Source organism: Cellulophaga lytica DSM 7489, assembly GCF_000190595.1.
Lineage (GTDB): Bacteria > Bacteroidota > Bacteroidia > Flavobacteriales > Flavobacteriaceae > Cellulophaga > Cellulophaga lytica.
In genome coordinates this window covers 3,558,194-3,584,725 of record NC_015167.1, presented here as the reverse complement: position 1 = coordinate 3,584,725, position 26,532 = coordinate 3,558,194, and the positions used below count along the sequence as shown (strand labels likewise).

The 26,532-nt window shown below is 31.8% G+C and carries 22 protein-coding genes; 5 read left to right on the top strand and 17 right to left on the bottom strand.

Annotation, left to right across the window (positions count from 1 at the left end):
- The 11 genes from egtB to CELLY_RS15675 all read right to left on the bottom strand — a co-directional run bounded on the left by egtB (position 1) and on the right by CELLY_RS15675 (position 10,483).
- Positions 1 to 1,149: an ergothioneine biosynthesis protein EgtB gene (gene egtB / locus CELLY_RS15725; RefSeq protein ID WP_013622695.1), complete on the bottom strand. Its 1,149-nt coding sequence runs from the start codon at positions 1,147 to 1,149 to the stop codon at positions 1 to 3.
- A complete protein-coding gene (locus CELLY_RS15720) occupies positions 1,142 to 2,362 on the bottom strand; it encodes a bifunctional alpha/beta hydrolase/OsmC family protein (RefSeq protein WP_013622694.1) in 1,221 nt (406 codons plus the stop codon). Before CELLY_RS15720 ends, egtB begins: the two co-directional genes overlap by 8 nt.
- A 526-nt stretch (positions 2,363 to 2,888) precedes the next feature.
- Positions 2,889 to 3,170: a DUF427 domain-containing protein gene (locus CELLY_RS15715; RefSeq protein WP_013622693.1), complete on the bottom strand. Its 282-nt coding sequence runs from the start codon at positions 3,168 to 3,170 to the stop codon at positions 2,889 to 2,891.
- A gap of 108 nt (positions 3,171 to 3,278) precedes the next feature.
- Positions 3,279 to 4,013 carry a flavodoxin family protein gene (locus CELLY_RS15710; RefSeq protein WP_013622692.1) on the bottom strand — a complete coding sequence of 245 codons (735 nt, stop codon included), beginning with the start codon at positions 4,011 to 4,013 and terminating at the stop codon, positions 3,279 to 3,281.
- A 27-nt stretch (positions 4,014 to 4,040) separates the two neighbouring features.
- Positions 4,041 to 5,603, bottom strand: a complete 1,563-nt coding sequence (locus tag CELLY_RS15705) for a protein adenylyltransferase SelO (protein WP_013622691.1) — start codon at positions 5,601 to 5,603, stop codon at positions 4,041 to 4,043.
- Positions 5,604 to 5,606: 3 nt separating this feature from the next.
- Entirely contained in the window at positions 5,607 to 5,882 is a 276-nt protein-coding gene (locus CELLY_RS15700) for a GNAT family N-acetyltransferase (RefSeq protein ID WP_013622690.1), read from the bottom strand.
- A gap of 59 nt (positions 5,883 to 5,941) precedes the next feature.
- Positions 5,942 to 6,493, bottom strand: coding sequence for a peptide-methionine (S)-S-oxide reductase MsrA (gene msrA / locus CELLY_RS15695; RefSeq protein ID WP_013622689.1), 552 nt, complete (start codon positions 6,491 to 6,493; stop codon positions 5,942 to 5,944).
- Positions 6,483 to 6,950, bottom strand: a complete 468-nt coding sequence (gene msrB / locus CELLY_RS15690; RefSeq protein WP_013622688.1) for a peptide-methionine (R)-S-oxide reductase MsrB — start codon at positions 6,948 to 6,950, stop codon at positions 6,483 to 6,485. The genes msrA and msrB overlap by 11 nt, the downstream gene beginning before the upstream one ends.
- A 162-nt stretch (positions 6,951 to 7,112) precedes the next feature.
- Positions 7,113 to 7,538: a 3D domain-containing protein gene (locus CELLY_RS15685; protein WP_013622687.1), complete on the bottom strand. Its 426-nt coding sequence runs from the start codon at positions 7,536 to 7,538 to the stop codon at positions 7,113 to 7,115.
- 111 nt (positions 7,539 to 7,649) lie between these two features.
- Positions 7,650 to 9,881 (bottom strand): TonB-dependent receptor, encoded by a 2,232-nt coding sequence (locus tag CELLY_RS15680; RefSeq protein WP_013622686.1) that lies wholly within the window; start codon positions 9,879 to 9,881, stop codon positions 7,650 to 7,652.
- A gap of 167 nt (positions 9,882 to 10,048) precedes the next feature.
- Positions 10,049 to 10,483, bottom strand: a complete 435-nt coding sequence (locus CELLY_RS15675) for a hypothetical protein (RefSeq protein WP_013622685.1) — start codon at positions 10,481 to 10,483, stop codon at positions 10,049 to 10,051.
- 188 nt (positions 10,484 to 10,671) lie between these two features.
- Between CELLY_RS15675 and CELLY_RS17130 the strand changes: the two genes are divergently transcribed.
- Complete coding sequence (locus CELLY_RS17130; protein ID WP_013622684.1) at positions 10,672 to 10,821, top strand: hypothetical protein; 150 nt, start codon at positions 10,672 to 10,674, stop codon at positions 10,819 to 10,821.
- Between the two features lie 120 nt (positions 10,822 to 10,941).
- Here CELLY_RS17130 and CELLY_RS15670 read toward each other — a convergent pair whose 3' ends face one another.
- The gene (locus CELLY_RS15670) at positions 10,942 to 12,498 is read right to left on the bottom strand and encodes an NAD(P)/FAD-dependent oxidoreductase (RefSeq protein WP_013622683.1); all 1,557 of its coding nucleotides are present in this window, start codon (positions 12,496 to 12,498) and stop codon (positions 10,942 to 10,944) included.
- A gap of 246 nt (positions 12,499 to 12,744) precedes the next feature.
- Here CELLY_RS15670 and CELLY_RS15665 point away from each other — a divergent pair, with 246 nt between their 5' ends.
- The 3 genes from CELLY_RS15665 to CELLY_RS15655 are packed head-to-tail and all read left to right on the top strand — an operon-like array spanning position 12,745 to position 14,809.
- Positions 12,745 to 13,347: a SatD family protein gene (locus CELLY_RS15665; protein ID WP_013622682.1), complete on the top strand. Its 603-nt coding sequence runs from the start codon at positions 12,745 to 12,747 to the stop codon at positions 13,345 to 13,347.
- Positions 13,341 to 14,057 (top strand): DUF3307 domain-containing protein, encoded by a 717-nt coding sequence (locus CELLY_RS15660; RefSeq protein ID WP_013622681.1) that lies wholly within the window; start codon positions 13,341 to 13,343, stop codon positions 14,055 to 14,057. The genes CELLY_RS15665 and CELLY_RS15660 overlap by 7 nt, the downstream gene beginning before the upstream one ends.
- 11 nt (positions 14,058 to 14,068) lie before the next feature.
- Positions 14,069 to 14,809: a hypothetical protein gene (locus CELLY_RS15655; protein WP_013622680.1), complete on the top strand. Its 741-nt coding sequence runs from the start codon at positions 14,069 to 14,071 to the stop codon at positions 14,807 to 14,809.
- A gap of 146 nt (positions 14,810 to 14,955) precedes the next feature.
- Here CELLY_RS15655 and CELLY_RS15650 read toward each other — a convergent pair whose 3' ends face one another.
- The 5 genes from CELLY_RS15650 to CELLY_RS16805 form a co-directional block, all read right to left on the bottom strand.
- Positions 14,956 to 15,585, bottom strand: coding sequence for a response regulator (locus CELLY_RS15650; RefSeq protein ID WP_013622679.1), 630 nt, complete (start codon positions 15,583 to 15,585; stop codon positions 14,956 to 14,958).
- A gap of 881 nt (positions 15,586 to 16,466) precedes the next feature.
- Positions 16,467 to 18,527 carry a PorP/SprF family type IX secretion system membrane protein gene (locus CELLY_RS17255; RefSeq protein WP_013622678.1) on the bottom strand — a complete coding sequence of 687 codons (2,061 nt, stop codon included), beginning with the start codon at positions 18,525 to 18,527 and terminating at the stop codon, positions 16,467 to 16,469.
- 109 nt (positions 18,528 to 18,636) lie between these two features.
- The gene (locus CELLY_RS15640; protein WP_013622677.1) at positions 18,637 to 19,854 is read right to left on the bottom strand and encodes a TolB-like translocation protein; all 1,218 of its coding nucleotides are present in this window, start codon (positions 19,852 to 19,854) and stop codon (positions 18,637 to 18,639) included.
- 138 nt (positions 19,855 to 19,992) lie between these two features.
- Positions 19,993 to 20,373 (bottom strand): response regulator, encoded by a 381-nt coding sequence (locus CELLY_RS15635; RefSeq protein WP_013622676.1) that lies wholly within the window; start codon positions 20,371 to 20,373, stop codon positions 19,993 to 19,995.
- A gap of 3 nt (positions 20,374 to 20,376) precedes the next feature.
- Positions 20,377 to 21,936 (bottom strand): sensor histidine kinase, encoded by a 1,560-nt coding sequence (locus CELLY_RS16805; protein ID WP_013622675.1) that lies wholly within the window; start codon positions 21,934 to 21,936, stop codon positions 20,377 to 20,379.
- 969 nt (positions 21,937 to 22,905) lie between these two features.
- Between CELLY_RS16805 and CELLY_RS16800 the strand changes: the two genes are divergently transcribed.
- On the top strand, positions 22,906 to 26,508 hold the full coding sequence (locus CELLY_RS16800) for a carbohydrate-binding protein (RefSeq protein WP_169309930.1): 3,603 nt from the start codon (positions 22,906 to 22,908) through the stop codon (positions 26,506 to 26,508).
- The last annotated feature ends 24 nt before the right edge of the window (positions 26,509 to 26,532 follow it).

Here is a 26,532-nt window from a genome sequence, read left to right as displayed (position 1 = left end):
TTATTGTGCAAGTCTTATTCCAGAAAATAACCAGCGCATATCTGCCTGAAAAAAGTTTCTGTATGTTTTTCTACTGTGGTTTTCTGGTGTTGCTATAGAGGCTCCTCTAAGCACGTGTTGGTTAATCATAAACTTACCATTGTATTCACCTAAAGCACCAGGAGCTTTAGAGAAGTTAGGGTAAGGTAAATAGGCGCTGTTGGTCCATTCCCAAAGCTGACCGTAATTTAGGTGCTCTGCAGCAATTTCCCACTCAAACTCTGTAGGTAGGCGCATTTGCTTCCATTCTGCATAGGCATAGGCTTCATACATACTAATGTGTGTAACTGGCTTATTTGGCTCTACAGGCTTAAAACCATTTAATGTATAGTAGTGCCAGGTGTCTTTAACTTTGTGCCAGTATAAAGGAGCAGTAATGTTGTTTTTGGTAATAAAATCCCAGCCTTCTGCGTGCCATAGGTTAAAGTTGGAGTAACCGCCAGCTTCTATAAATGCAATGTATTCTGCATTAGTGGTTAAATTGTTGCTAATTTTAAATTGATGAAGATATGTTTTGTGTACGCCTAGTTCATTATCAAAACTAAAACCAGTTGTGTTATGTCCAATTTGGTATACGCCCTCTTTAATAGTAATAAACTCTTGCTTTTGTGTTATGTCATTTAATGCGATACTATTTTTAAGGGTAGGAAATGTAGGCTGATTGCCAAAAATGTATTTTATATCATAGTAAAATAACTCTTGGTGTTGTTGTTCATGGTTTATACCAAGTTCTATAATTTCTAGAGCTTTTTTAGAAGGATTGCTATCTAAAAAAACAACCATTTTACTGTCTACATAATTCCTGTATGCATACACTTCCTTTACGGTTGGGCGTGTCATTAATCCTCTGTTAGGACGTAAAACACGTTCGCCTGCATTGTTGTAATAGCTATTAAAAAGATAAGCAAAATCGTCATTGTAAATGGTATATTCTGAGCTAAATTCTTTTAAAACAAATTGCTCAAAAAACCAAGTGGTATGTGCTAAATGCCATTTAGGAGGCGACACAAATTCTGTTGGTTGTACGGAATAATCTTCGGTTTCTAAATTAGAACAGAGTGTTAAAAATTGGTTGCGAGTGTTTAAGTAAGCACTTTTTATGTTAATCATTTACGAGTACGGTATCTATTATAATATCACTTTGTAATGTTCTGTGAACAGGGCATTTAGACGCTATCTCTTTAAGTCTTTGTTTTTGTTTATCATCTAGGTTTCCAACAAACTTTAATTTCTTAGAAAGATGGTCATATTTGGTTGGTTTGTCTACATCAAGCATTAAATCTGCACTGTGTTTTTTTGCATACGTAATATAAACAAAAACTTCTTGCAAATCCCATTTTTTGCGCTGCGCGTACATTTTTAAAGTCATTACAGTACAGGCGGCTAAACCAGCGCTTAAAAAATCATAAGGAGACGGGCCAAAATCATCACCAATATCCTCTGGTTCATCTGCAATTAAGGTGTGTTTCTTAGTCTGTATAGTTGTTGTGAAATTATCTTCTAATAAATTTAAATGTCCTACTAGTTGTTCTCCTTCTGTAGATAGCATTTCATTTTCTTTTGGCTCAAAATAACGTTGTACCCAAGTACCAATAACATTACCAGCATAAATACTGTCGGTTGGGTTTGTTAGTAGGTGATCTGCTTGATCCAAACTAACAAAGCTTTTAGGGTGGTGTGCGTTTAAATAAAGCTCTTGTGCATTGTCTACACCAACAATGGTGTCTATAGGTGAATGTAGAATTAAAATGGGCTTACGGAGTTCTTTTGTTATTTTTGGTAAGTCTGTTTTGCTAAAGTCCTCTGCAAACTCCTTGTTTATTTTAAAAGGTCTGCCACCAATGTTAACTTCTACGTTTCCTTTTTCTGGAATACTGCTAACATCGTGGGTAAATAAATGTGTTACGTGACTAGCGGTAGAAGGTGCGCCAATAGTAGCAACAGCTTTAATATTTGCTAGTTTAGACGCTGCAACAATAACTGCTGCACCACCAAGAGAATGCCCTACTAATAGGGAAGGAGCGCTATAGTTTTCAGTTAGGTAATTGTTTACCGCAATTAAGTCATCTACATTTGCTGAAAAATGACTATCTGCAAATTCTCCTTCACTGCGCCCAAGTCCTGTAAAATCAAACCTAAGAACCCCAAAACCGTGCGTTGTAAGAGACCTGCTAATGTTTTTTACAGCTGTTAATGTACTGCTACAAGTAAAACAATGTGCAAAAATGGCAAAGTAGTTTGGTTTTTGGTTGGCAGGTAGCTCTAAGTAGGCCTGTAGCTGTAAACCATTTTTATTTTTTATATGTAATCTAGTGCTCTTCATTCATTAATTTTTTAGTGTTTATATGCTTAGAAAATTGTAATAAAAGCAATTGTGATTTTGATAGAATCAAGGTTTTGTAAAATGGTTTTTTAAGATTTGTGTTAAGGTAATTTTTATATTCCTTTTGTAATGGTTTAAGTGCTAAAAACTGATAAATCTGTGTTGTAATTTTTTATAATTTAAACTTGAAAAGTTTTTTTAATGCTATCTATTTTTTATGCTTTTTTTCTGTTTAAAAATACCTTATATACTTATTGGTATTTTTTTTGTAAAATGCATTATTTTAATAGTTTAAATACGTGTTAAATTATTGTTATCCAGTTTTTTATTAATTTTTAACTGAACTTATTATTTAATTATTTAAATATCAATTTTATTGACGCTATATGTGAATAGAAAAACAAAACCTTTCGTTATATTTTACATCCTAATAACAATTTTAAAATAGCATTTGCTTACTAATGGTAACCTTTGCTTGAGGTTATCTAATAAAGTGAATCTTCTGCTATTTTAAGCAAAAAAAATACTATTCTACTACTTCTACACCTTTCCAAAAAGCTACATAACCTTCTATTGGTTTTGCCATTTTAGAAACTTCTGGATAGTGCCAAGCAGCATCTTTATTTTCATTACCGTTTACAGTAACGGTATAATAATGAGCTTTGCCTTTCCAGGGGCAAGTAGTGTGTGTATTTGTTGGTGTAAAAAACTCTTGCTTAATGCTCTCTTTAGGGAAATAATGATTGTTTTCTATAACTACAGTGTCATTGCTCTCTGCTATTATGGTATTGTTCCAAATTGCTTTCATAAATGTGGTTTTTAAATGTTTTTATTATTGTTGGTGATTTTGTCGGAAATAGTAGCTTAAAATTACAGTGCAACTATAGCGTTGCTATGCAGTTTATTAGCTGTTTTATTAGCGGTATTCAGGATTTTCAAAGTTCCATTTTTTACCATTATCCCAGCCTTCTCTAGAGTTTCCGTAACTAGGGTAACCTCCTTGTTCTTTTAGCATTTTAGCTAAGTGCATAAGGTTGTAGGTCATAAATGTTGTATTTCTATTTGTAAAGTCAGATTGCAAGCCAACAGGAGTGTCTAATTTTTCTCCTTTCCACTCGGTGTCACCATAGCTAGGGCCTGGTCCAACTTCACCTATCCAACCAGCATCAGCCTGTGGTGGTATAGAATAACCAATATGTTGCATAGCATATAAAATACCCATAGCACAGTGCTTTACACCGTCTTCATTACCTGTAATAATGGTACCACCTACTTTTCCGTAAAACAAATATTGTCCTTTATCATTAGTCATACCACTCATAGCATACAGTCTTTCAATAAGTTTTTGCGCTACTGAAGACTTTTCTCCTAACCAAATTGGGGTGCCAATGATAAGTATATCAGCATCTATAATTTTTTTAAACAGCTCTGGCCATTCATCTTTATCCCAGCCGTGTTCTGTCATATCTGGGTAAACACCAGTAGCAACATCGTGATCTACAAGTCGTAATTGTTCTACAGTAACATTCTCTTTGCTCATTATTTGCTTAGAAACCTCCATAAGTTTAGAAGTATGACTTATTGATGGTGATTTTTTTAGCGTACAATTAATGTACATTGCTTTTAAGTTGCTGAAATCTGTTTTATTCATAGTGTTATTTTTAATTTAGACCAGAAGTTATGAGCTACAGGATAACATAGAGCAACCAACCTTATGTTTTGCCCAATCTGGTCTTTTGGCAAACCATTTTTGATGTTCTGGTTGTTCTTTATAAGGATTTTTTAAAAGTTGATATAACTCGTCTAATACAGCATAGTTACCATTGTCCGCAGCGTCAATTGCAAGTTGCGCCATATAGTTGCGTAATACGTATTTAGGGTTAGTTAGGTTCATCTTTACTTTACGCTCATCATCTGTTGTTTTTTCTAACTTTAATCTGCTAGCATAAGAAGTAAACCAATTGTTCCAATGTGTTTTTACATCATCTGTTAGTGTGTTTGTATTATAAAAAGCCTCTTTAATGCTGTTTAGAGCTTCTTTAGGAGCGTTTTTGTTAAAAGTGGATAAGTTCCTATAGAAGATAGTCATATCGGTTTCTATGCGCTGTAAATTCTCTTCAAGCTGTTCTATAAGTTTATAATCTGTGTCAAATTCTGTAAACAAACCAATTTTAGAACGCATCATTTTTAAAGAAGCCTTATCATAACCTAGTTTGTAATCATCTAAAATAGTTTCTAGGGGAGCAGCTTCATTAACCAATGGAAATAAAGCATTTGCCAATTGAAAAAGATTCCACAAACCAACATTAGGTTGGTTGTTGTAGCGGTAACGTCTGTTTTCTGCGTCTGTAGTATTTGGTGTCCAGTCCGGATTATAATCGTCTAACCAGCCATATGGACCATAATCTATGGTTAGTCCTAGAATAGACATATTATCGGTATTCATAACACCGTGTACAAAACCTACACGTTGCCAATGTACAATCATTTCTAAAGTACGTTCTGCAACTTCTTTAAAAAAAGCTATATAAGTTTCTTTAGACGGATTGCCTAAATGAGAATAATGATTTTTTATAGTGTAATTTACTAGCGTAGTTAAGGTAGAAATATCTTCTTTGGCTGCTAATAACTGAAAACTTCCAAAACGTAGAAAACTAGGAGCAACCCTAGTAACAACGGCACCTTTTTCATAAGCTGCATTGCCATTGTATAACATATCTCTTAACACATTATCTCCTGTAAGCGCTAAAGAGAGGGCTCTTGTTGTTGGTACGCCTAAGTGGTACATAGCTTCGCTACACAAGTACTCTCTAACAGAAGAACGTAAAACAGCTAAACCATCTGCTGATCTAGAATACGGAGTTTCTCCTGCACCTTTAAGCTGTAAAGCCCATATTTTGTTATTGTGTTCTACCTCAGCTAAATTTATAGCTCTACCATCGCCTAATTGTCCGGCCCAATTACCAAATTGATGTCCGCCATAACACATAGCATATGGTTTGGTATTTGGCATAACGCTGTTTCCTGTAAAAACGTTTAAAAACTCTTTGGTAGCACTGTCTTTTTTTGTTAATCCAAGCGTGCGTAGCATATCATCAGAAACGTGAATTATTTCTGGGTTTGCAGTTTTTTTAGGTGTAACATAAGAAAAACACGCATTAGAAACCTGCCTTCTAGAATTTTCTAAAATAGGATCTGCGGGTAATTGCGATGTAAATCTATCTTTTAGGTTAAACTTCATTATTTAGGCTTGTTCAATTATAGTACTCCACTTGTCACTTCTTTTAGCAATAGCCTTAACGTATCCACAAACAGCTACAGCTTTGTACCCTTGTGTGGTAAGCAGCTCAAAAGTTTGTTCTACTAAAACTTTGCCTATACCTTTACCTCTTAAGCTGGTAGGTACTTCAGAATATACTAAGTACATTTTTCCATCTTTAAGCTTGTAATCTACAAATGCTGTATCACCCTCAACATTCATAGTAAATTTTTGATTTTCTTTATCGTGTATAACTTTCATTCTTTCTAAAATTTAAAATACCTGTAAGTCATAAAGAATTACAGGTATTATATGTTGTATTAAGCTGTTATGCTTTTTAATTTATCTGCGTGCATTTGTCGTAGTTTAGCTAGTTTAGGGTCTATGACTACAGTACAGTACCCCATTGTTTTATTATTTTGGTAAAAACGTTGATGTTCTTCTTCTGCATCATAAAAAACACCAATAGGGCTAAGTTCTGTAACAATAGGATCTGTGTAATACGGAGCCATTTCTGCTAAAACAACCTCAGCAAGTTCTTTTTGTTTAGGATTATGATAATAAATTACAGATCTGTATTGTGTGCCAGCATCTGCACCTTGTCTGTTTAGCGTAGTAGGATTGTGTGTAGTCATAAAAATAACTAGTAAATCTTGGTACGCTATTTCTGCGGCATTGTAGGTAACTTGTACCACCTCTGCATGACCAGTTAAACCAGAGCATATTTCTCTGTATGTTGGTCTGCCAGGTGCAATACCACCCGTGTAACCAGAAACTACCTTTTCTACACCTTTAACCTCATTAAAAACTGCTTCTGTACACCAAAAGCATCCTCCACCAACAGTTAATGTTTCTAATTTTCTATTCATCATTATTCTTTTCTTTCTCTTTTTGTAATTGTAATGCTTCAGAATTTATACAATAGCGTAGGCCAGTAGGTTCTGGTCCGTCTGGAAAAATATGTCCTAAATGTGCGTTACATGTATTACATAAAACTTCTACCCTTATCATACCAAAACTTGTATCTTTTATGTACTTAATAGCATTTTCCTTAATAGGCTGTGTAAAACTAGGCCAGCCAGAATTGGACTTAAATTTTATGCTAGAGTTAAATAAAGGTGTGTTACAGCAAACACAATTGTATTGTCCGTTTGTAAAAGAACTACACAAAGCACCACTATGCGCTGGCTCTGTACCTTTTTTACGTGTAATTCTGTATTGTTCTGGTGTTAGCAATTGTTTCCACTCAATATCTGACTTTTCAACTTTAAAATCGGGCTCTAAATTGCCTTTAACGGTAAAGTGAATTACATTTTTCCAAGTTAACATAAATCAATTTCCTTTCTACATTATAATTGTTATACTAGTGTTATCTTATTTGTAATATTTTGTCGTATTAAAATTACTTTCCTATCATTTACAAGCTAATGCAAATATTAACTAAATACTAGTATAATAGGTTTTTTTAAAGATAAGAAGAACGCTTTAAAATTAAGGTGTTTTTAAGCTATCTTTAAGAATTTTGTACTGTAAATTAATTTTTTTAACACCGTACTCTATAGCTTTTTTTACATCTGTTCCCATATAAATATCTATTCGGTTACGCCATTTAGAGTGCATTTTATCTTTTACCAAATAAGTTCCGCTAAACCCTTCTAGTTTTACTTCAGTATTTCTGTTTAAACCTAATTTTAAAAGATCTTTAGAAACAGCTATGTATTTGTCTCCGGGTTTAAGACTGTCTCCCCAAGCAGCAATAGTTGGGGTAGAAGAGGTTTGGTATGCCAAAGAGTTGTATGCAGTTGCTTTAACGCTAAGTGTTTTCCAAACATATGGGTTTTCTTTCTTTTCTACACTTTTGTTAGCACAAGAAAAGAGTGTTATACAGCATAAAACAAAGAAAAAGTTCCTAATCATTAAACTAAATATACTATAATTTTATAAAAAATGGTGTCTGTGTTTGGACAGATAAAAAATAAACCCACAACAAATGCTGTGGGTTTACTAGGTGCAATAAAAATACCGTTTTTAAAAAGTTACGGAAACTTTAGCTTTTAAAAAGAACGGAGTACCTGGTGTAAAATGAATTTCATCTATAGGATTATCTTCATTAAATAACCTTGTTTCTGTAGCAAACTGACTCTCGTTCCACTCTGTGTCAAACAAATTCTCTATAATAACTCCGTATGTCCAGTTTTTAGTATTGTAACTAATATTAAAATCTGATACAAAGTAACCGTCTGCAACAATAGAGTTGTCTTCATTAGCAGGTCTGTCTTTTACGTATCTGTAATTTAATCCGCCAGAAAACTTACCTAAGTTTTTAAAAGTTACACCACCAGCAGCGGTTAATGAAGGAGCCAATGGTATGTAATCTTCACCATCTGCTTCTTCTGTGCTTCTGGCGTAAGCGTAGTTTGCATCACTATACAAATACAAATTAGGGTTTATGTTGTATCTAAAACCTAAATCTACACCATAACGTTGTGTTTTTCCACTAGGTTCTACAACTCCAGCATCACCAACATATACAAATTCTTGTTCTAAAAATAAGCTCCATAAAGCAGCATTAATAACTAATTTAGATGATGGTTTAAGAATAACACCCAAATCGTTACCATAAGCAGCAGGTAATATCTCTTTACCATTGTTAGCAGTAACCACGCGTGTGTCATTAGAATGAAAACCAATACCCGATTTTAAAAATAACTGCACGCTAGGAGAAGCAGCATAAATAAAGTTTAACTTAGGACTAACAAAAACCTTGTCTTCACTTAAACTGGTGTATGTAGCTTGTAGTTTATCTATATAGTCGTTTTTAAAATAATCTAAACGCAAACCAGGATTAATTGTCCATCTGTTTTTCTTGTACGTAGCGTTTACAAAACTATACATATTAACTTCATCAATATCACCTAAAGCGTAAGTTTCTAAAGTAGTTTGCCTGTTAGCTGTGTGCGATAGCTCCACGTCATTAACATCATCATACCTAAAACCAACACCAGCTTCTAATTTTAACTGTGAGTTATCTTTATTAAAGTGATAATTATGAGCGTAAACAGATTCTGCTCCAAAAATACTACGAGACTCTTTTTGTTTTATTTGATCTCCATTTACAGGGTCTTCTAGAAAGAAGGTAAAGTTAGAGAACAACTCAAAGTCGTACTTAGATACAAATGCCTTTGAAGTAAGAGACTCGTGATCATTAAATTGTTTGGTGTGATTAAACCATAGGTTAGACCTGCTAGTTTTACCACCTTCAGTATCATCTATAGCGCCAAACCTACCAATTAAACCTTGGTCTACCGCACGCTGAGGTATTTGACCAGAAGCATCCCATTTACTTTGAAAATGACTAGCTGTAATAGTAAATTCTTGATCGTCATAATTATTATAGTTATAACGTCCCATTAGATTAATTCTATTAAAATTCTGAGGAGAATCAAAAACACCATCTGTAAGTACAAGCTCAGAAGCTAAATACATATTATTTTGTTCTTCATCTAACAACTTAAGCATACTTACTGCACGTAAGCTGTTAAACTGTCCGGCTTCTACAGATAGTAAATTGTTGTCTAATTTTTTCTTGGTTTTTAAGTTAACATAACCCGCAGTGTTAAAATTACCAACATTTGCGTAATAAGGGCCTTTGCCAAAATCTATGTTATCTATAGTTTCTGGTATAATAAAGTGCATATCTGCATAACCTTGTCCGTGTGCATGAGATACCATATTTACTGGTAAGCCATCTACGCTTATGGCAACGTCTGTACCGTGGTCAATATCAAACCCGCGTAAAAATATTTGTTCTGCTTTACCACCACCAGCATGCTGACCAATAATTAGTCCAGGAACTTTACGTAAAATTTCTTGTGATGACTTTACAGGATTTGTTTTAACATCTACATTTAAAAATGTACTTAAGGTATTAACATTAGAAACCAAAACTACTTGGTCTAAAGACACAGCACTTTCTGTTAAACTAATTTTTACAGTAGTGTTTAAGTGTTTCTCTGTAATTGTAATTTCTTTTGTTGCGTACCCTAGATTGTAAAAGAAAACAACGTCATTTAAAGAAACATTATTTAATTTAAAATAACCAGATGTATTAGAGTAGGTGTAATTACCTGTTGTTTGGTTGTACACACTAACACCTTCTATAGGTGTGTTGTTGTTAGATACTATTGTACCTTTTAACTCGTGTGCTTGTATACTGCCAATACCTGTTAAGAGCAGTAGTATTGCTATAAAATTTTTCATTTGTTGTAGTTTGTTGTAAAAAGTACCCTGTTTAAAACTGTAATATTGTTCTAAATTTAGGATACCAGTAATGTGTATACATAGCTAACTTATAGGCATAAAACAGCCTGTAGTAACTAGTACTTTTATAAAATAATTATGAATTTGTCTGCTGTTTATAAGCAGTGTTAAACAAGTGGGCTTTTGGGTGGTTTTTTTGCTGCTAATATGTAGCCTTTTGCAGTTTTATATGGGCTAGTATATATATAATTAGTGGGTAGTATACTATAATTTTTAATAGTGTAAGTAGTTGTGTCTACAATATGTTTATCTATTTTAACTTGCTGTACAAGGCCATCATTAGAATTGTTTTCTGCTTCACTAAAAAGATTGTTTATAAATGTAATTATTTGATGCTCGTGGTCTTGAGCGTGTGTATGACTATGGTTATGCCCAGCTGTTGAGGTATGACTATGTGTATGTACAGCAACTGTATGGGAGTCTATAGCGTGAGAAATAGCGTGTAAACCATCTTTAATTTGATGTTGCAATGGATGTAGCACATACAATAAGCTTATACTTATTGCTATAATTTTTAATATATATTGTTTGCTACGTATCATTATATGCTTTAAAACAACTTTGTTACTATTGTATTTTTAAGTGTTATTTTTGCAGCTACCAAAGCTATAAAAACTTATACACTCTTGCCATACTAACGAGATAATTTGAAGTAGGGTTTTAAAAAAAGTAAAAAAAAGATAAGTTTTTGTTTTAGGTTGATATAAAAGTGTTTAAAAAAGAGCTAGTTATGGGTAAAACAGGAAAAGAAAAAAATACATTAAATAAGGCTAAACACTCTAAGTTAATGGCCAGAAAAATAAATAAGAAGAAAAAAGAAGAAGCTTTACGTAAAGAACGCTTAAAAGCTATTATAAAAAAAGCGCAACAGAACAACTAAAGTTAGGAACTACTAAGTAAAATGCATTAAGTCTTGTGTTGTGGTATTGTTTATTTAAAACAATGTAATATTACAATAGCCTAAAGCTTATTGCTAAAGGCTAGTTTTAGTCACTATAAATTATATTTTTGCAACTGCTGCTTCTGCACATCTTTCGCCATCCATAGCAGCAGAAATTATACCACCTGCATAGCCACCGCCTTCACCACAAGGAAATAAACCTTTAATTTCTGGATGTTCTAATTTTTCTGTTCTTGGAATATTAACAGGAGATGAGGTTCTAGATTCTACCCCAATAATATTAGCTTCAGAGGTGTAATACCCATTCATTTTATCTCCAAATGCCTTAAATCCGCCTCGTAAACGACTTCCAATTAGTTTAGGAAATAAAGAGTGTAGTGGAGCAGATTTTAATCCTGGTTGGTATGATGTTTCATTTAGTGTTGTAGATAATCTTCCTTCTACAAAATCTGTTAATCGTTGTGCAGGTGCAACTTGACTTCTTCCTCCTGCGGTAAAAGCTAGTTTTTCTAGGTCTTTCTGGTATTCTAACCCTTTTAAAACCCCAAACTTATTGTATTTAGGAATATCTTCATCAACATTAATTTCTACAACAATACCAGAGTTTGCATATAAATTATTTCGTTTAGATGGAGACATACCATTTACCACAACCTCTCCTGGAGCTGTTGCAGCAGGTACTATAAATCCGCCTGGGCACATACAAAATGAGTATACACCTCTACCTTTTACTTGTTCTACAAGGCTGTATGCAGCTGCGGGTAGTAACTCATCTCTTTGTCCGCTGCAATGGTATTGTATGCTGTCTATTATATGTTGCGGATGTTCTACACGTACACCCATAGCAAAAGATTTAGCTTGTAATGCAATTTCTTTTTTATGTAGTAAATAATAAATATCTCTAGCAGAATGTCCGGTAGCTAGTATTACACTATTTACCGCCATTTCATTTCCATTTTCTAAAATAATAGCTTTTAAAGTGTTATTTTTTATATCAAAATCTACCACTTTAGTATTAAAATGTACTTCACCACCATACTTTATAATATTTTCTCTAATATTTTGTACCAGCTTTGGAAGTTTGTTGGTGCCTATGTGTGGGTGTGCATCTACTAAAATTTGGTCTGTTGCACCGTGGTATACTAGGTTTTCAAAAATTCTGCGTACATCTCCACGTTTAAGGCTTCTGGTATATAACTTACCGTCAGAATAGGTGCCAGCGCCACCTTCTCCAAAACAATAATTAGAGTCTTGGTTTACAATGTGCTCTTGGTTAATGGCTTTTAAATCTCTACGTCTGTTTTGTACATTATTACCACGTTCTAAAACAATAGGTTTATACCCTAATTCTATACAACGTAATGCAGCGTACATACCTGCGGGACCAAAACCTATAATATGCACTTCTTTAGCATTAGAAACATCTTTATAGTTAAAAGTATAGTTGCTATTTTCTGGTGCAGGTTCTTGTATGTATACTGTAACTTTATAATTAAAATAAATGGTAGCTTTACGTGCATCTATAGACTTACGATCTATTTTTAGAGCCGTAATTTCTGTTTCAGGAATACCTAAATATTTAGCAGCTTTTTTTGTTAGAATACCTTGTATTGGTTCTTCTTTTAATGTAGTTCTAAGCTGAATGTTTCTTACCATACCGCAAAAGTACTATTTTAAAAGAGTATCTCTTTTTTGTTAGTTAATTATTTTAGGTTGATGCTATAATTTGACTCATCATTTATATTAATTACTATTTTTGTAAATATAATATTGTTAAAAAAATCTATTTTTAAATTGATACACTCTTTTATATGTTTAAACGCATATATTTTAAATTATATGTTATATGGCATATAATTGCAATTATATGTTAAATAGCATATATTTGATGAAAAATAAAAAATGATAGCAGTTATAACAGGAGACATTATTAATTCTAGAGCAGAAGATGTAGGTGTTTGGTTACCAGAGCTTAAGTCTGAGTTGAAAAAAATAGGCTCAGATCCAAAAGATTGGGAAATATATAGAGGAGATAGTTTTCAGCTAAAAACAACACCAGAACAAGCTTTAAAAATAGCTTTAGTATTAAAAACTGTTTTAAAGCAATTTAAGACTTTAGATGTTAGAATGGCAATTGGTATAGGAGAAGAAAGTTATACATCAGAAAAGGTAACAGAGGCAAATGGTAGTGCTTACATAAATTCTGGTGAGTGTTTTGAAGACCTAAAAAAACAAACTTTGGCAATTAAAACACCTTGGCAAGAGTTTAATATCGTTTTAAATTTAGTGTTAGATGTATTGGAGCTTACTATAAATAATTGGACACCTAATTATGCACTTTTAATAAAAGAAAGCTTAAAAGATACCAGTGTAACGCAAAAAGAGTTAGCAGATAGGTTAGACAAAAAGCAAAGCAATATTAGTACTAGTTTAAAAAAAGCTGGTTTTGATGAAATTTTAAAAATATTAGATTACTATAACACACAAATAAAAAAACTATGTTAGTACTTACATTAAAGTTGCTTTTAGCTCATATTTTGGGTGATTTTGTGTTGCAACCAAATAAATGGATAAAAGACAAGCTAGAGAAAAAACAAAAGTCGGCTTACTTGTACTGGCATATAGTTATACACTTACTAGCCTTAATGGTAGTTTTAGAATTTAATACAAATTACTTTATTGGTATTGCTACTATTGTAATTACACATTATTTAATAGACTTAGCAAAATTAATATTACAAAATGATGGTAATGCTAGAGTCTTATTTTTTCTAGATCAATTGCTACATTTATTAGTGTTAGTAATTGTAGCTACTACTTATACAGGTTATAGTTTAAACTTAGCTTACCTAACAGCTCCTAATGTAATATTATTTTTAATAGCAATTTTTTTACTAACAAATGTATCTGCTATTCTTATGAAAGTAATAATATCTAAATGGAAATTAGAAGACGAATCTAAAAAATCACTTAAAAACGCAGGTGCATATATAGGTGTTTTAGAGCGCTTGTTTATTTTTATGTTTATAGTACTAGGGCAGTGGAGTGGTATTGGCTTTTTATTAACAGCAAAATCTGTTTTTAGGTTTGGAGATTTATCTAAAGCAAACGACCGTAAATTAACAGAATACATACTTATTGGTACCTTAATAAGTTTTGGTTTAGCCATTTTAATAGCCTTAGGCTATAAGTTTATGTTACAACAATTGCCATAATTAAATTTGTTATGAAGCAAAAAAACAAGCAAGAGTCTACTTCTAAAATGCAGAAAATGTTACATTTAGATTATAGGAGAGATGATGATATTTGGTTAACAAACACGCAAACTCTGCGAAGATTAATAGGAGTTTTAGGTATAGCTTTGCCTATTTTATTGTTTGCTTTTTTATGGGTAACAGCAGAACACACAAGTACTTTAGAGTCTATTAGCCATTATTACTACACACGCGCAAACCCTATATTTATTATAGTTGTGAGTATAATGGCAATATTTTTAATGGTGTATAAGGGCAGAGAGCCTATAGATTTTTACATTTCTTTTGTTGCAGGTGTTTTTGCTATTCTACTATTATTATTCCCTACAGATAATATAGCTATTACCTGTTGTGATGCAGATGCAGCCTATAGTGTAACTTATATACAAGATAATACTTGGCGGGTACGTTTTCATTACATAGCTGCTGCTATATTTTTATTGAGCCTAAATTATATGTCGCTTTTTGTTTTTACAAGGTCAGATAAGCCAAAAGCAGAACGAACAAAAGAAAAAAAACAGCGAAATACAATTTATAAAATAACAGGTGCAATTATGTTTTGTGCTTTGCTTGTAATAATGCTTGGCTTACTAAAAGTAATACCAGAAGATGTATATTACCAAAACCACATTACCTTTTGGATGGAAACCATAGCAATAGAGTGCTTTGGAATTGCCTGGTTGGTAAAAGGAGAAACAATTTTTACAGACTAAAAATATAAAACCCCTGAAAAAATCAACAATTTCAAGGGTCTTATGGTAAAATATGGACAATCTACATAAATAGTTTACACTATTTAAATTTTAGTATAAGCAAAAGCATAAGTAGGTTTTGTTTGTTTTTGCTATACTGTTTTGCTTTAAGCACAATCTAACTGTCTAAGCTTGTCCAGTGCTTCAGACTTAGAGTTTACGTTAAGTTTTAAATATATATTTTGTATATGAAAGTTAACAGCACTTGCAGTAACAAATAGTTTTTCTGCAATAGTTTTGTAGGTTTCTCCTTCAAATAAAAGGTCAATAATTTCATTTTCTCTTTTAGAAAACTCATTAAAAGACTTTCTTTGAAACATTGATATAACTTGCTTAGCAATATCATTACTAATTGCTGCACCATCAATTTTAATAGAGTTTAGTGCATCATACAGTCTCATTTCTGTTAAAGGTTTGGTTAAATAACCGTTTGCACCGTTTTTAAATGCTTTTTTAATTAGTGTAAAATCATTTTGTTCACTAACAATAATAATTTTTGCGTTTACAGCTTTCTTTTTAAATTTAATTAATACATCTATACCACCAAATTCTTCTTCTGGAATATCTGTGATAATAATATCTGGTGCTACTGTAGTAGAAGACCTTAGGGCTTCTTTTGCAGAACCATAAATACCAATTAAGTTGTAGTCTGAGTATAGACTAAAATAATGTTTGTACGTTTTTTTAAACAGCGGATCGTTATCTATTACAATAACATTTAAATTTTTTGTTTGCATAAGTTGGGGGTTTTTGCATACTATAATAGCATACAGGTTAAGTTTATAAGTGAAATTTGGGGTTGTATTTAATTTTAAAATAGAAAATAGAAATCCAGTCTTAACTTATTTTTTACAATAATTAAGTGCAATTTATTAGTCAGAAATTATAATTAAAATTAAAAGGGTAGGGGTACTCTTTATTTTAATTTTAGTTATAATACCTACTATAAACTATAGCTTTCTAGTACTATCAAAAAATTAAATACAGAGATTATTATACCGTTTACAGCGTAGATTATCATTTTTTTGTAGGTGAAAAAATGACTGCTGATCGCAGGTTTTGTAGGTTTGTTTTTGGTTACTTTTTGTAATGTAAAAAAGCTTCATATAATTTGGGTTTTTGGGGGTGAAAGAAACCTTTTTACAAGTTTCTAAAATCTATTTTTTAGAGTAAATAAATACTATATTTTAAAAATGTAACTCTTTTCTTAACGTTCATTTTAATAGAAAAGATTTACGTAATTAAATAGGTTCTATACTATTTATTTGTTTCTCTATACTAAAGATATGACTTTTGCGTTATTTGACAAAATTTAAAAAGTAGGTAATTTCTGGTTTAAAATGGGTTAGTGTGTATTTCGTCGTTACTTTAATGCTTTTAACCGTATATTATAAAAGGCCTAATCGATAAAGTGTTAAAATTTTAACTTATTATTTAGAATGGTTCTAAAGTAATTTTTTAGATGAACTACACTTTTTTGTAAAAAAAAATAGTCCAAAAGACAAGTATAAGAACGTTATATACTTTGTCTTTTAGGACTACCCGCAACCCCCGATGCGTAATTTTCACTTATAAAATAACCCAATTTATACTCTAGGGAGAGTCAACTTATATTGTATTAATCTTCATATATATTTGCAGCTGTTGCTGTAGATGCAGAATAAGTAGGTTTGTCTACTTTTAAAATCCATTTTTCATCTTGGTATTTACCGTTAAGGTTAGATGCGTAAGCGTCTTCTGCTTCTTCCATATAGTTGTAATCTGCTATGTATACATAGTAAAGATCATTTTCTTTATTGTAAAATTGTTTTGCATCAATGTTTTGCTTTTTAAGTTTTGTCATAAAAGCATCTAAATACTTTTTAGTTTTGTAAACATTTGCAATTACGTAGTATCCAGACTTAACACCATCCATATCAGACTGGTTTACTACTTTTAAAGGAATTTCTTTAAATTTTTTGTTATCAGTTTTAGCAGCAACTGTGTTAGTTGTAGTTGTTTTATCTGCATCTAACTTATAAGTAACCTTTTTAGTTGTTTTAGCAGCTACAGCATTGTTTGGTATAGTATTAACCTGTTGTGCTGTAGTTTGTATGTTTTGCTTAATATCGTTTCTTAAAATACGTACAATAGTTTCAAACTTTTTTTCTAATTCTGCGCTACGTGCATTTTCAATAGAATCTTGTCTTAAAATAAGCTCATCTAATATTAATCTGTTTTGGTAAGCTAAAGAGTTCTCATCTTCTTGTACTGTTGTTTCTGTAACAGCTTTAGATTTAGCAGCTTTTTTGTTTTTACGGTTGTTTTTTCTTTTTTTACTGTTTAATGTTACGCTTTGAGACTCAAAGTTTTTAACCATTGTGTTAAACTTGTCTTGCACTGCGTTTTTAGGACCAACAGTTTTTACAGTACCAGCATATGCATTTTGCGTGCTTTTTGTTGTAGGTGTACTGTTATTAACTGTACTAGTTGTGTTTTTAGCTTCTGGTGTATTTTTTTTATTTCTTTTTAAACTATTTTGTTTTGTAATTAGTGCTAAAATCTCATTTTCTCTTTTTTTGTTAGAAATAGCCATTTTAGTAGCATCTTTTCCGCTTTCTAAAGCAACAATTCTTTCTTTATCTCTTTTTTGATCTTCCATAAGGGCTAAAATTTGCTCCTCATAGTTTTTAATAATATTATCTACTTTACTATCATAAGACTCTTGCTTATCATTTGTAGCAAAAGCAGGACCGTTATTTTTAAATGTATATGCTAAAGATAACTCGTGGTTCCAGCCTAAGTCTGTTTCCTTGTTCATTACATCTTTTTCTAACAAATAACCTAAAGACATTTTGTTGTTTAAGTTAAAACCAAGTCCCATAGAAATACCGTGCTCATTATCTATAGTAGATTGTAACCATCCGTACTTAGGTAAATCTAATAACATAGAACCTACATAAGATATTCCTCCGTTTTCATTTTTACCAACCTGTACAAGTGGCATAAACCTACCTTCTGCAAATAAACCTCTAGTAGCGCTAAACGGTTGTGTGTACTGTAATGATGCTTTAACACTTCTGTCATTAAAATTAGTAGAAAAAGCATTTGTTGTTTGGTTGTATTTTACCAAATCTTTAGCGTAGATACCAACATCAAACCTACCAACAGATAGTGTAATAGCTGGTTGTATAGCTAATTTACTTTCCTTTTTTGCATCTATTAACTGTAAATCGTTATCATCTGCAATAACTCTGTTTTTATCTAAACCTTCGTTAAAGTAAGTTACGTTAGCACCAAAAGTAAGTTTACTTTTTTCACTTAACTGTACTGCTGTAGCATAGTTTGCATTAAAACCAAACTCTTGTACAACACCTGCCCACTGGCTGTAAATACCAATACCAAAAGCGGCATTGTCGTTAATTTTACTACTAAAACCTACAAAATAGTTTTGTACATTATCATCAAAAGTAGCGTACTGGTTTCTGTGTAAAATGTTTAAGTAAGATTTGTTTTCTCTTACCAAAGAAAAGGTAGGATTTATTAAAAATCTATTAAAAAACAATTGATTGTGATAAGAATTGTTTGAACTATTTTCTGAAACTGTAGCCTCTTGTGCTGTTAATGTTTGTATGCTTAGTAAAATAGATACTAAAACTAGTAAACAGATTTTGTGAGTAAATGAAACTTGACTTTTCATAGTAGTAAAAATTACGGTTATTTTGGGGTGAAAAATGTAAGTACTTTTTTGCCTAAGTACAGTAAAGAAATATAAACTAAGGGGGTAAGTTGTTTATATAACTTGGGTCTTAATCTTCAAAAACAGATGTTGAATAGTTTATAGAAGATTCATCATTAACAGCTTCTAGAGAGTTAAAATCTCTGTTTTTGTTAGTGTATGTAAATGCTACTCTTTCTACATTTCCTTGTCCACGGTTAGACATTACGTAGCCCATTCCGTTTTTAGATTGTAAATCCAAAGAGAAATCGTCTTTATCACTATTAATTCTGCTACCTAAATTTGCAGCAATACCAACTTTACGCTGACCAACTTCTACCATGTAAATATCTAATCCTCCGTAGCCTTTGTGACCATTTGAAGCAAAAAATAATGAGTTTCCGTTTACAATTTTAGGATATAAATCGTTTTTTTCTGTGTTTACTTTTTGACCTAAGTTTTTTGCAACTCCAAAGTCACCGTTTGCTTTAATTGAAGCAACATAAATATCAAACTTACCAAAAGTACCAGGCATATTAGATGCAAAAAATAAACGTTTTCCGTCTGCAGAAACTGTTGGGTGCATTGCAGAGTAATTTTTTGGAGCTAAAGCAATTTCTTTAACGTTTTTCCATTGTCCGTTTACATTTTCTGCTCTATATATTTTATGTACCAATTCTTTTTTAGAGAAAATACCAGTTGCTGGCTTTACATAAACACCTTTACTAAAGTAAGCTGTTTTACCATCTGCAGTAACTGCTACAGGTGTTTTATAAGCGTTGTGCTTGTCTGTAATTTCTTCTAAATAATTGTTTTGCTGTGTTACAGTCTCTAAAGAAGAGTTTCCTTTTGGGTTAAAACTATACTCACCATACTTACCTGTATAAGTAGTATTGTTTTTTTGCTTAGTAGTTTTGTAATCATTAGCTACAGCAGCCATCCAATCTTTATTGGTGTTGTGAGCATCTTTAGTTGTACTAACACCAACTTTTTTTAGTGCAAATTGGTAACGCTCTTGGTAGCTTTTGTTTAGCATTTTGTCTTTACTAACATCTTTTAGCTTTTTGTACCAAAAAGCGGCAGTTTCATACTTTTTTACTAAAAAGTTAGCGTTACCTAGATCTTCGTAAATTTCTTTGTCTGTGTAACCTAAACTTTTAAGTTTTTTGTAGTTGTCTACTCTCTTTTTTACTTCAACAGTAGTTGTTTTAGAAGCGTTACTTGCAACTGTATTTTGTGCAGATAACGAATAGCAGAAGAATGTAGAAATACATACTATAGCTGCTTTGTGGGTTATAAAATTTTTCATAAGATAGGGGTTAAATTATCACTACATCAAAGATCTAGAATTAACCCGTTACCTGTACTAGTAAATATTCATAGGTTTTTGCTAAAAAAGGTCATTTCATCGATTAAATAACGCTTTTTTGAGTTGAAATGCACTTTCCTATGGTTTTTCGGTCAATTTACTGCATATAATTTCAAACTCTGCTTTAAGCTGATTTTCATCTATTGGTTTACGAATTATGTGCATTGGTTTTGTTTTTTCTGCACGTTTTATAGTAGAAGCATCAGAATTGCCTGTTATAAATACAAAAGGTATCTTATAATCCTTATTTATTATCTCTGCAACTTCAATACCATCTTTATCTCCGCTTAAACCTATATCTAATAATATAATGTCTGGTGAAAAAAAACGCAAAGCAGAAATAGCTTCGTTACTATTGCTTGCGGTTCTTACAATATTTTCGTCTATAGATTCTATTATGCTCTCTATAAACATTTGTATAATCATATTATCTTCTACAATGAGTACTTTTAATGCCATAATTTATGATGTTTGTTCAATTTCTTGAAATGTGATGATGTAATTTGTTCCTTTCTTAGAGTTATCTTTTTCAATATTACCTCTAAGTTGTAGGGCTAGTTTGTGTATCAATTTTAATCCTAGTGATTTAGTGTTTCTAAAATTGATGCTTTTAGGAAATCCTATTCCGTTATCTCCTATTAGTAATAAAAAATTAGGATACACTAATTTTTTAATCTCAATGCTTAAAGTTCCTCCTTCTTCATCTTTAAAACCATACTTTAAGGAGTTTGTAATTATCTCGTTAATCATTAAACCCAATGGTACAGAGGTGTCTAAGTTTAAATACAAATCTGTAGCTTTAATATCTAGTTTAATGTTAGTATCATTACCTTTCATAGATATTAGCATAGTATTTGCTAATTGCTCCATATACTCTCCATAATTAATTCTGCTTAAGTCATTAGACCTGTAAAGCATTTCATGAATTATGGCCATAGAGTTTATTCTATACTGGCTGTACCTAAAAAGAGCTTTTGTTTCTTCGTCTTTAATAAAGCTAGACTGTAAACTTAGTAGGCTTGTAATTACTTGTAAGTTGTTTTTAACTCTGTGGTGTATTTCTTTAAGTAGTGTATCTCTTTCAGATAATCTGTTTTCTACAGTTTGGTTAAGGTTAGATATATTTTCATTCTTAATATATAAAGAATATACAATAATTAAAAAAATGAGTAATCCTAAATTTAGTAAGCCTGCATTTTTATAGGTTTCAAATTTAAATCTAGCCAAGTTTTTTTCTGTATCTTCTAATTTAGTACTGGTATATATAGTCCAAGGGTGGTTGCCCTCTAAACTTACAGTTTTAGACATATATATATTGTTTCCTTTAGCGTCTTTTGTTGTTAAGTCTACCTTAGAGGGCTTGTATAAATTGTTATGGTCACCATAAAAAACTTCTCCTTTAGAGTTTAGTAATGTTAAGTTGTAAGTGTCTAAATTTTTAAACCAATTTTTAGCATTTAAGTTTAACCCAACAATTCCTTGTAATTTATTATCTACATATACAGGAGTAAAAAAGCGAATTGTTGGTCTGTAAGGTTTTTCTATCTTTTGTTTCTCTATATTAAGATCTAAATGAGAAATGTATACTTCATTTTTTTTAGCTTTAATAGATTCTTTAAAATAATACCTATTAGACTTGTCTTGGTATTTATTAGAAGAAGCTAAAGAATCTATATCTACGCGTATAACCTCTATACCTTCTTTATTTATTAGCCTTGCCTGAAAGTAATTGGGATCTATATCTATAAAAGTTTTTAGCTTTTTTTCTATTTCTACAGCAGAAGTATTACTTTTTAAATCTAACTGTATTAGTTTACTTATATAAAGCACATTTTTTTTACTAATACTATAGAGCTCATTTAATTTAGACTCTGTTTCTACTAGTTTATTGTTAGATTTTATGTTTTCTACTAATATTATGTTATTAGTGTACGTTTGTACTTGATTATATGAAACATTCCATATAATTACTGTTATTAGTAAGAATAATATTACGGAAACTATAATTAGTTTTTTTCCCATAAAGTAAGGTTAAAAAAAGGGGTTAGTATGTAACTAAGGTAAATGGTACTCATGAATTTACGAAAATACTTCTAATTATAATAAGATTTATTAAGTACAGAAAACTGTAAACTTTGTTATAATAGTATAAAAAGCAGAGATTTAATGGTAATTAGTAGTATTTATTGTATAGATGGTAGCTTACAGTACATTAAAAGTTATGACTTAAAAATGTTAATGTTTTGTAAATTAACTATTTAATGTACAATTGTTAATTTTAAAGTTAATTTTAGCACACTGTTTTAAGCTCTAAAAGCACACGTAAAAAAGAAGTTAATTCTTGTTAAATTAGTGGTTAAATCCCAATTTAATTATTTATTAAGCTACTGTATTTCTATAATTCTGAATTATTGTTAATTTTTTTTATTTATATGAATTATTTTTTATTATTAAGTAAGAAATAACTTACCTTTGCTGTATCCCCAAAGAATTTTTTTATCAACTTAATTATTTACAAAATGAAAACAATTGTACTTAAGTTCTACTACATTGCTAAAAACGAGCTTTGGGCTTATTATTCTTTAATCACTCATTATTTAACATTTTATCATTTTTCATCTTTTAGTACTAGTTAAAAAAGTACTGTTTGGTAAAATATAGGGCGTATCTATTTAGTCTGTTCATAAGGCTAAATGCGCAAAATGGGCTAATACTATTAGCTACATAACGGATAACCTATGTTTTAACTTAATATTCTTTTTGTTGATACATAAAAAAATAATGAATCTTGTGACTCTACTGTTCAGTTTTTTAACAAAACTACATAGGCCTTAAATAATTTCTTATGCATAGTTGTTTGTACACTTAAGCCATAGCTAAGCTATTATTTATATGTCTTTTAGTAATGTAAAAAACAAAGTCTTAAACTTTTTTTACAGTCATAAGTCGTTTGTTACTAATTGTTTAATTCTTAATTTAAATTTTACTACTATGAAATTTTTTAAACCTCATCTATTAACGGTATTCATACTTTTTGGTATGTTTTTAAGTGCTCAAACTCCAGAAGGAGAGCTAAAACGATGGCACAAATTATCAATAACTTTTAACGGACCAAGTACATCAGAAACCGCTAATCCTAATCCTTTTTCAGATTACAGATTAGACGTAACTTTTACACACAAAAACAGCAACAGAAGTTTTACTGTACCTGGGTACTATGCAGCTTGTGGTAACGCAGAAAATACGGGTTGTAATTCTGGTAATAAATGGAGAGTACATTTTACGCCAGATGATATAGGACTTTGGAACTGGACAGCAGTTTTTAAATCTGGTACTAACGTTGCAATTAATAGTGGCGGTAGCAGTGGTGGTTTTATGGATGGTACAACAGGTAGTTTTACCATTAGTGAATCTAATAAAACAGGCAGAGACTTTAGAAATAAAGATTTGGGTAGACTACAATATGTGGGAGAACACTATCTTAAGCATACTGGTACAAACCCAAATAACCCTAACGGAGCTTGGTTTTTAAAAGTTGGGGCAGATTCTCCTGAAAACCGTTTCCATTATGTAGATTTTGATGGTACACCGGGCAATACAGCTGGTGGTAATAAAAGTAAAACCTGGCAAGCACATGTTACAGACTATAATGCTACAGATGCAAGTGCGTATACTTGGAACAATGGTAAAGGTAAAGGTATTTTAGGATCTATAAACTATTTGCACGGGCAAGGTGCCAACGTAATCTCTTTTTTAACATGGGCAGCTGGTGGTGATGATGGTGCTGTTTTTCCACACATATTAAAAGGGTCATCATCAGATTACTCTAGCGCAAGCAAATCTGAACAGTGGAATAAGCTACATAAAGATAGGTTTGATGTATCTAAACTTGCCCAATGGGAGAAAGTAATGGAGTATGCAGATAAAAAAGGTATGTACTTACATTTTAAAACAATGGAAACAGAAAATTGTGAAAAAATGGATGGTCATACTTTTGGTAGGGAACGTAAGTTATACTACCGCGAGTTAATTGCCAGGTTTGCACACCATTTAGCATTAAACTGGAACCTATCTGAAGAATCTACCATTAAAGATGAAGTGGTAAAATCTACTATAAATTATATTAAAAATTTAGATGCATATAACAACCATATTGTTTTACATACATACCCAGGTCAGCAAGACCAAAGGTATAACCCATTAATAGGTAACAAGTCTAACTTAACAGGTGTGTCTGTACAAACAAGTCAAAATAATGTACATAAAGATATACGTAGATGGGTAATAAACTCAAGAAATACAGGTAAAAAATGGGTGGTAGCAAATGATGAGCAAGGTACTGCATCACAAGGTATAATGGTCTCGGACAAACAAGTTAGAGAAAAAGTACTTTGGGCAACTTTTTTAGCTGGTGGTGCTGGTGTAGAATATTACAGTGGTTATACTAGTAATGATGGTGACCTTAATGGCCAAGATCATAGAAAAAGAGGCGCTAAGTATAAAGAAGGTAGTTATGCGCTCTCTTTTTTTAATACACATTTACAGCCATACTTAACAGAAATGATTTCTGCAGATAATGTTACGGCAGATAATAATGACTATGTATTTACTAAAGAAGGTAAAATATATGCTATTTACAGACCCAATGGCGGTAGTACATCTTTAAGTTTGCCAAGTGGTAATAACAAGTATAATGTACAGTGGTTTAACCCTAGAGCAGGAGGTAATTTATCAGCAAAAACAACCTTAGGTAATAATTTGGTAGCACCAGATACTAATGACTGGGTTGCGTTAATTACAAGCAAAAATGATGATGGCAATACTGTTTGTGATAATGTATTAACATCTACCTTAACAAACGATGCTTATTTGCAAGGAACAACTAGGTTTAACAACGCAGAATTAAGAGTAGAAAGTGGTAGAAGACTAGCTTACCTAAAGTTTACAGTACCTACAACCTCTAAAACAGTTACAAGTGTAAAGTTACAACTTACAGTTTCTAGTGATTCTGGCAATGGTTTAATAGAGGTTTTTAAAGGAAACTCTACTAACTGGACAGAGGCTAATTTGTCTAACACAAACAAACCTGCAGAAGGCACAAAATTAGGGCAATTAAACACTACTTATAGTGTAGGTAGTATTTATGATTGGAACTTAACTGATGTAACACCTGGGGAAACCATTACTTTAATACTAAAGCAAACTGCGGGTAATGATGTGTCTTTTTCATCTAAAGAAGGGGCTACATCTCCTAAATTAATTTTAGAGGTTGAATGCGATGAAGCTAACGGAGCAGTAAATAACAATATTTTATTGCCTGGAACTATAGAAGCAGAAGACTTTACAGATCAATTGGGTACACAAGTAGAAAACACATCTGATGTTGGTGGAGGAAAAAACATAGGCTATATAGAAGATGGAGATTATACCAATTATAAAGTAAATGTAGCGCAAGCAGGTACTTACAAAATACAGGCAAAAGTAGCAACAAATACAACAGGAGGTACAATTAAAATTGATGCAGATGGTACTAATATTGGTGAGCTTACTGTAGTAAATACTGGAGGTTGGCAAACTTGGAAAACGGTAACTGCAACTGTTAATTTAGAAGCGGGGGAGCAAACACTTCAATTGAACTTTACAGGTGATTCTGGTTATTTATTTAATGTAAACAAACTAATTTTTGAAGAAGATGTTACTACAGTAGAACCTGGTAATGATTGTATTGCTGTAGAAAAAAATGGAGTAGTAGCTGTAGAAGCAGAACATTTTTTCAGTCAATCTAAAGATGACGATAGAAAATGGTATACTTTTAATGAAACCACAACAGGTACTCCAACTCCAGATCCAGATTCAAATCACTATAGCGAAGCAAGTGGCAATGGGTATTTAGAAATTTTACCAGATACAAGAGTAACTCATAGCGACCCTCTTAATGCTCAAAATTTTTCTAATGAACCAGGAAAAATAGCAATAGTAAATTATAAAGTTAAGTTTACTAGTCCAGGAAAATATTTTGTTTGGGTAAGAGCACATTCTACAGGATCTGAAGATAACGGTGTACACGTTGGTATTAATGGAACTTGGCCAGCTTCTGGGCAAAAAATGCAATGGTGTACTGGTAAACAACAATGGACTTGGGAGAGTAAGCAACGTACAAATGCAAATCATTGTGGCGAAGCGCAAAAAATCTTTATTGATGTACCAACAGCAGGAGTGCATACAATTTCTTTTTCAATGAGAGAGGATGGATTTGAGATGGATAAGTTTGTACTTTCTAAGACTTACACTAAACCTGTAGGATCTGGATCAGAAGAAGTTTTAGAGGGTTGTTCTAATTCTGAAAGCGCAAGTGTGGCTTTAAAAATCAATGAAAGTAAAGTTGTTGTTTTTCCTAATCCAGCACAAGAATACGTAACAGTATCTGGTGTTAGTGTAGGTAAGCAAATTATTTTGTATGATTTTTCAGGGAATGTAATTCTTAAAAAAAGAGCAACAAATGATTCAGAAACACTAATTGTATCTGGTTTAAAAGCTGGTAAATATATTATTGGTGTAGAAGGAGAAAAGGGTATTCATTTTATAAAAAAATAACAACAACCAAAAGCCGCTTAACTT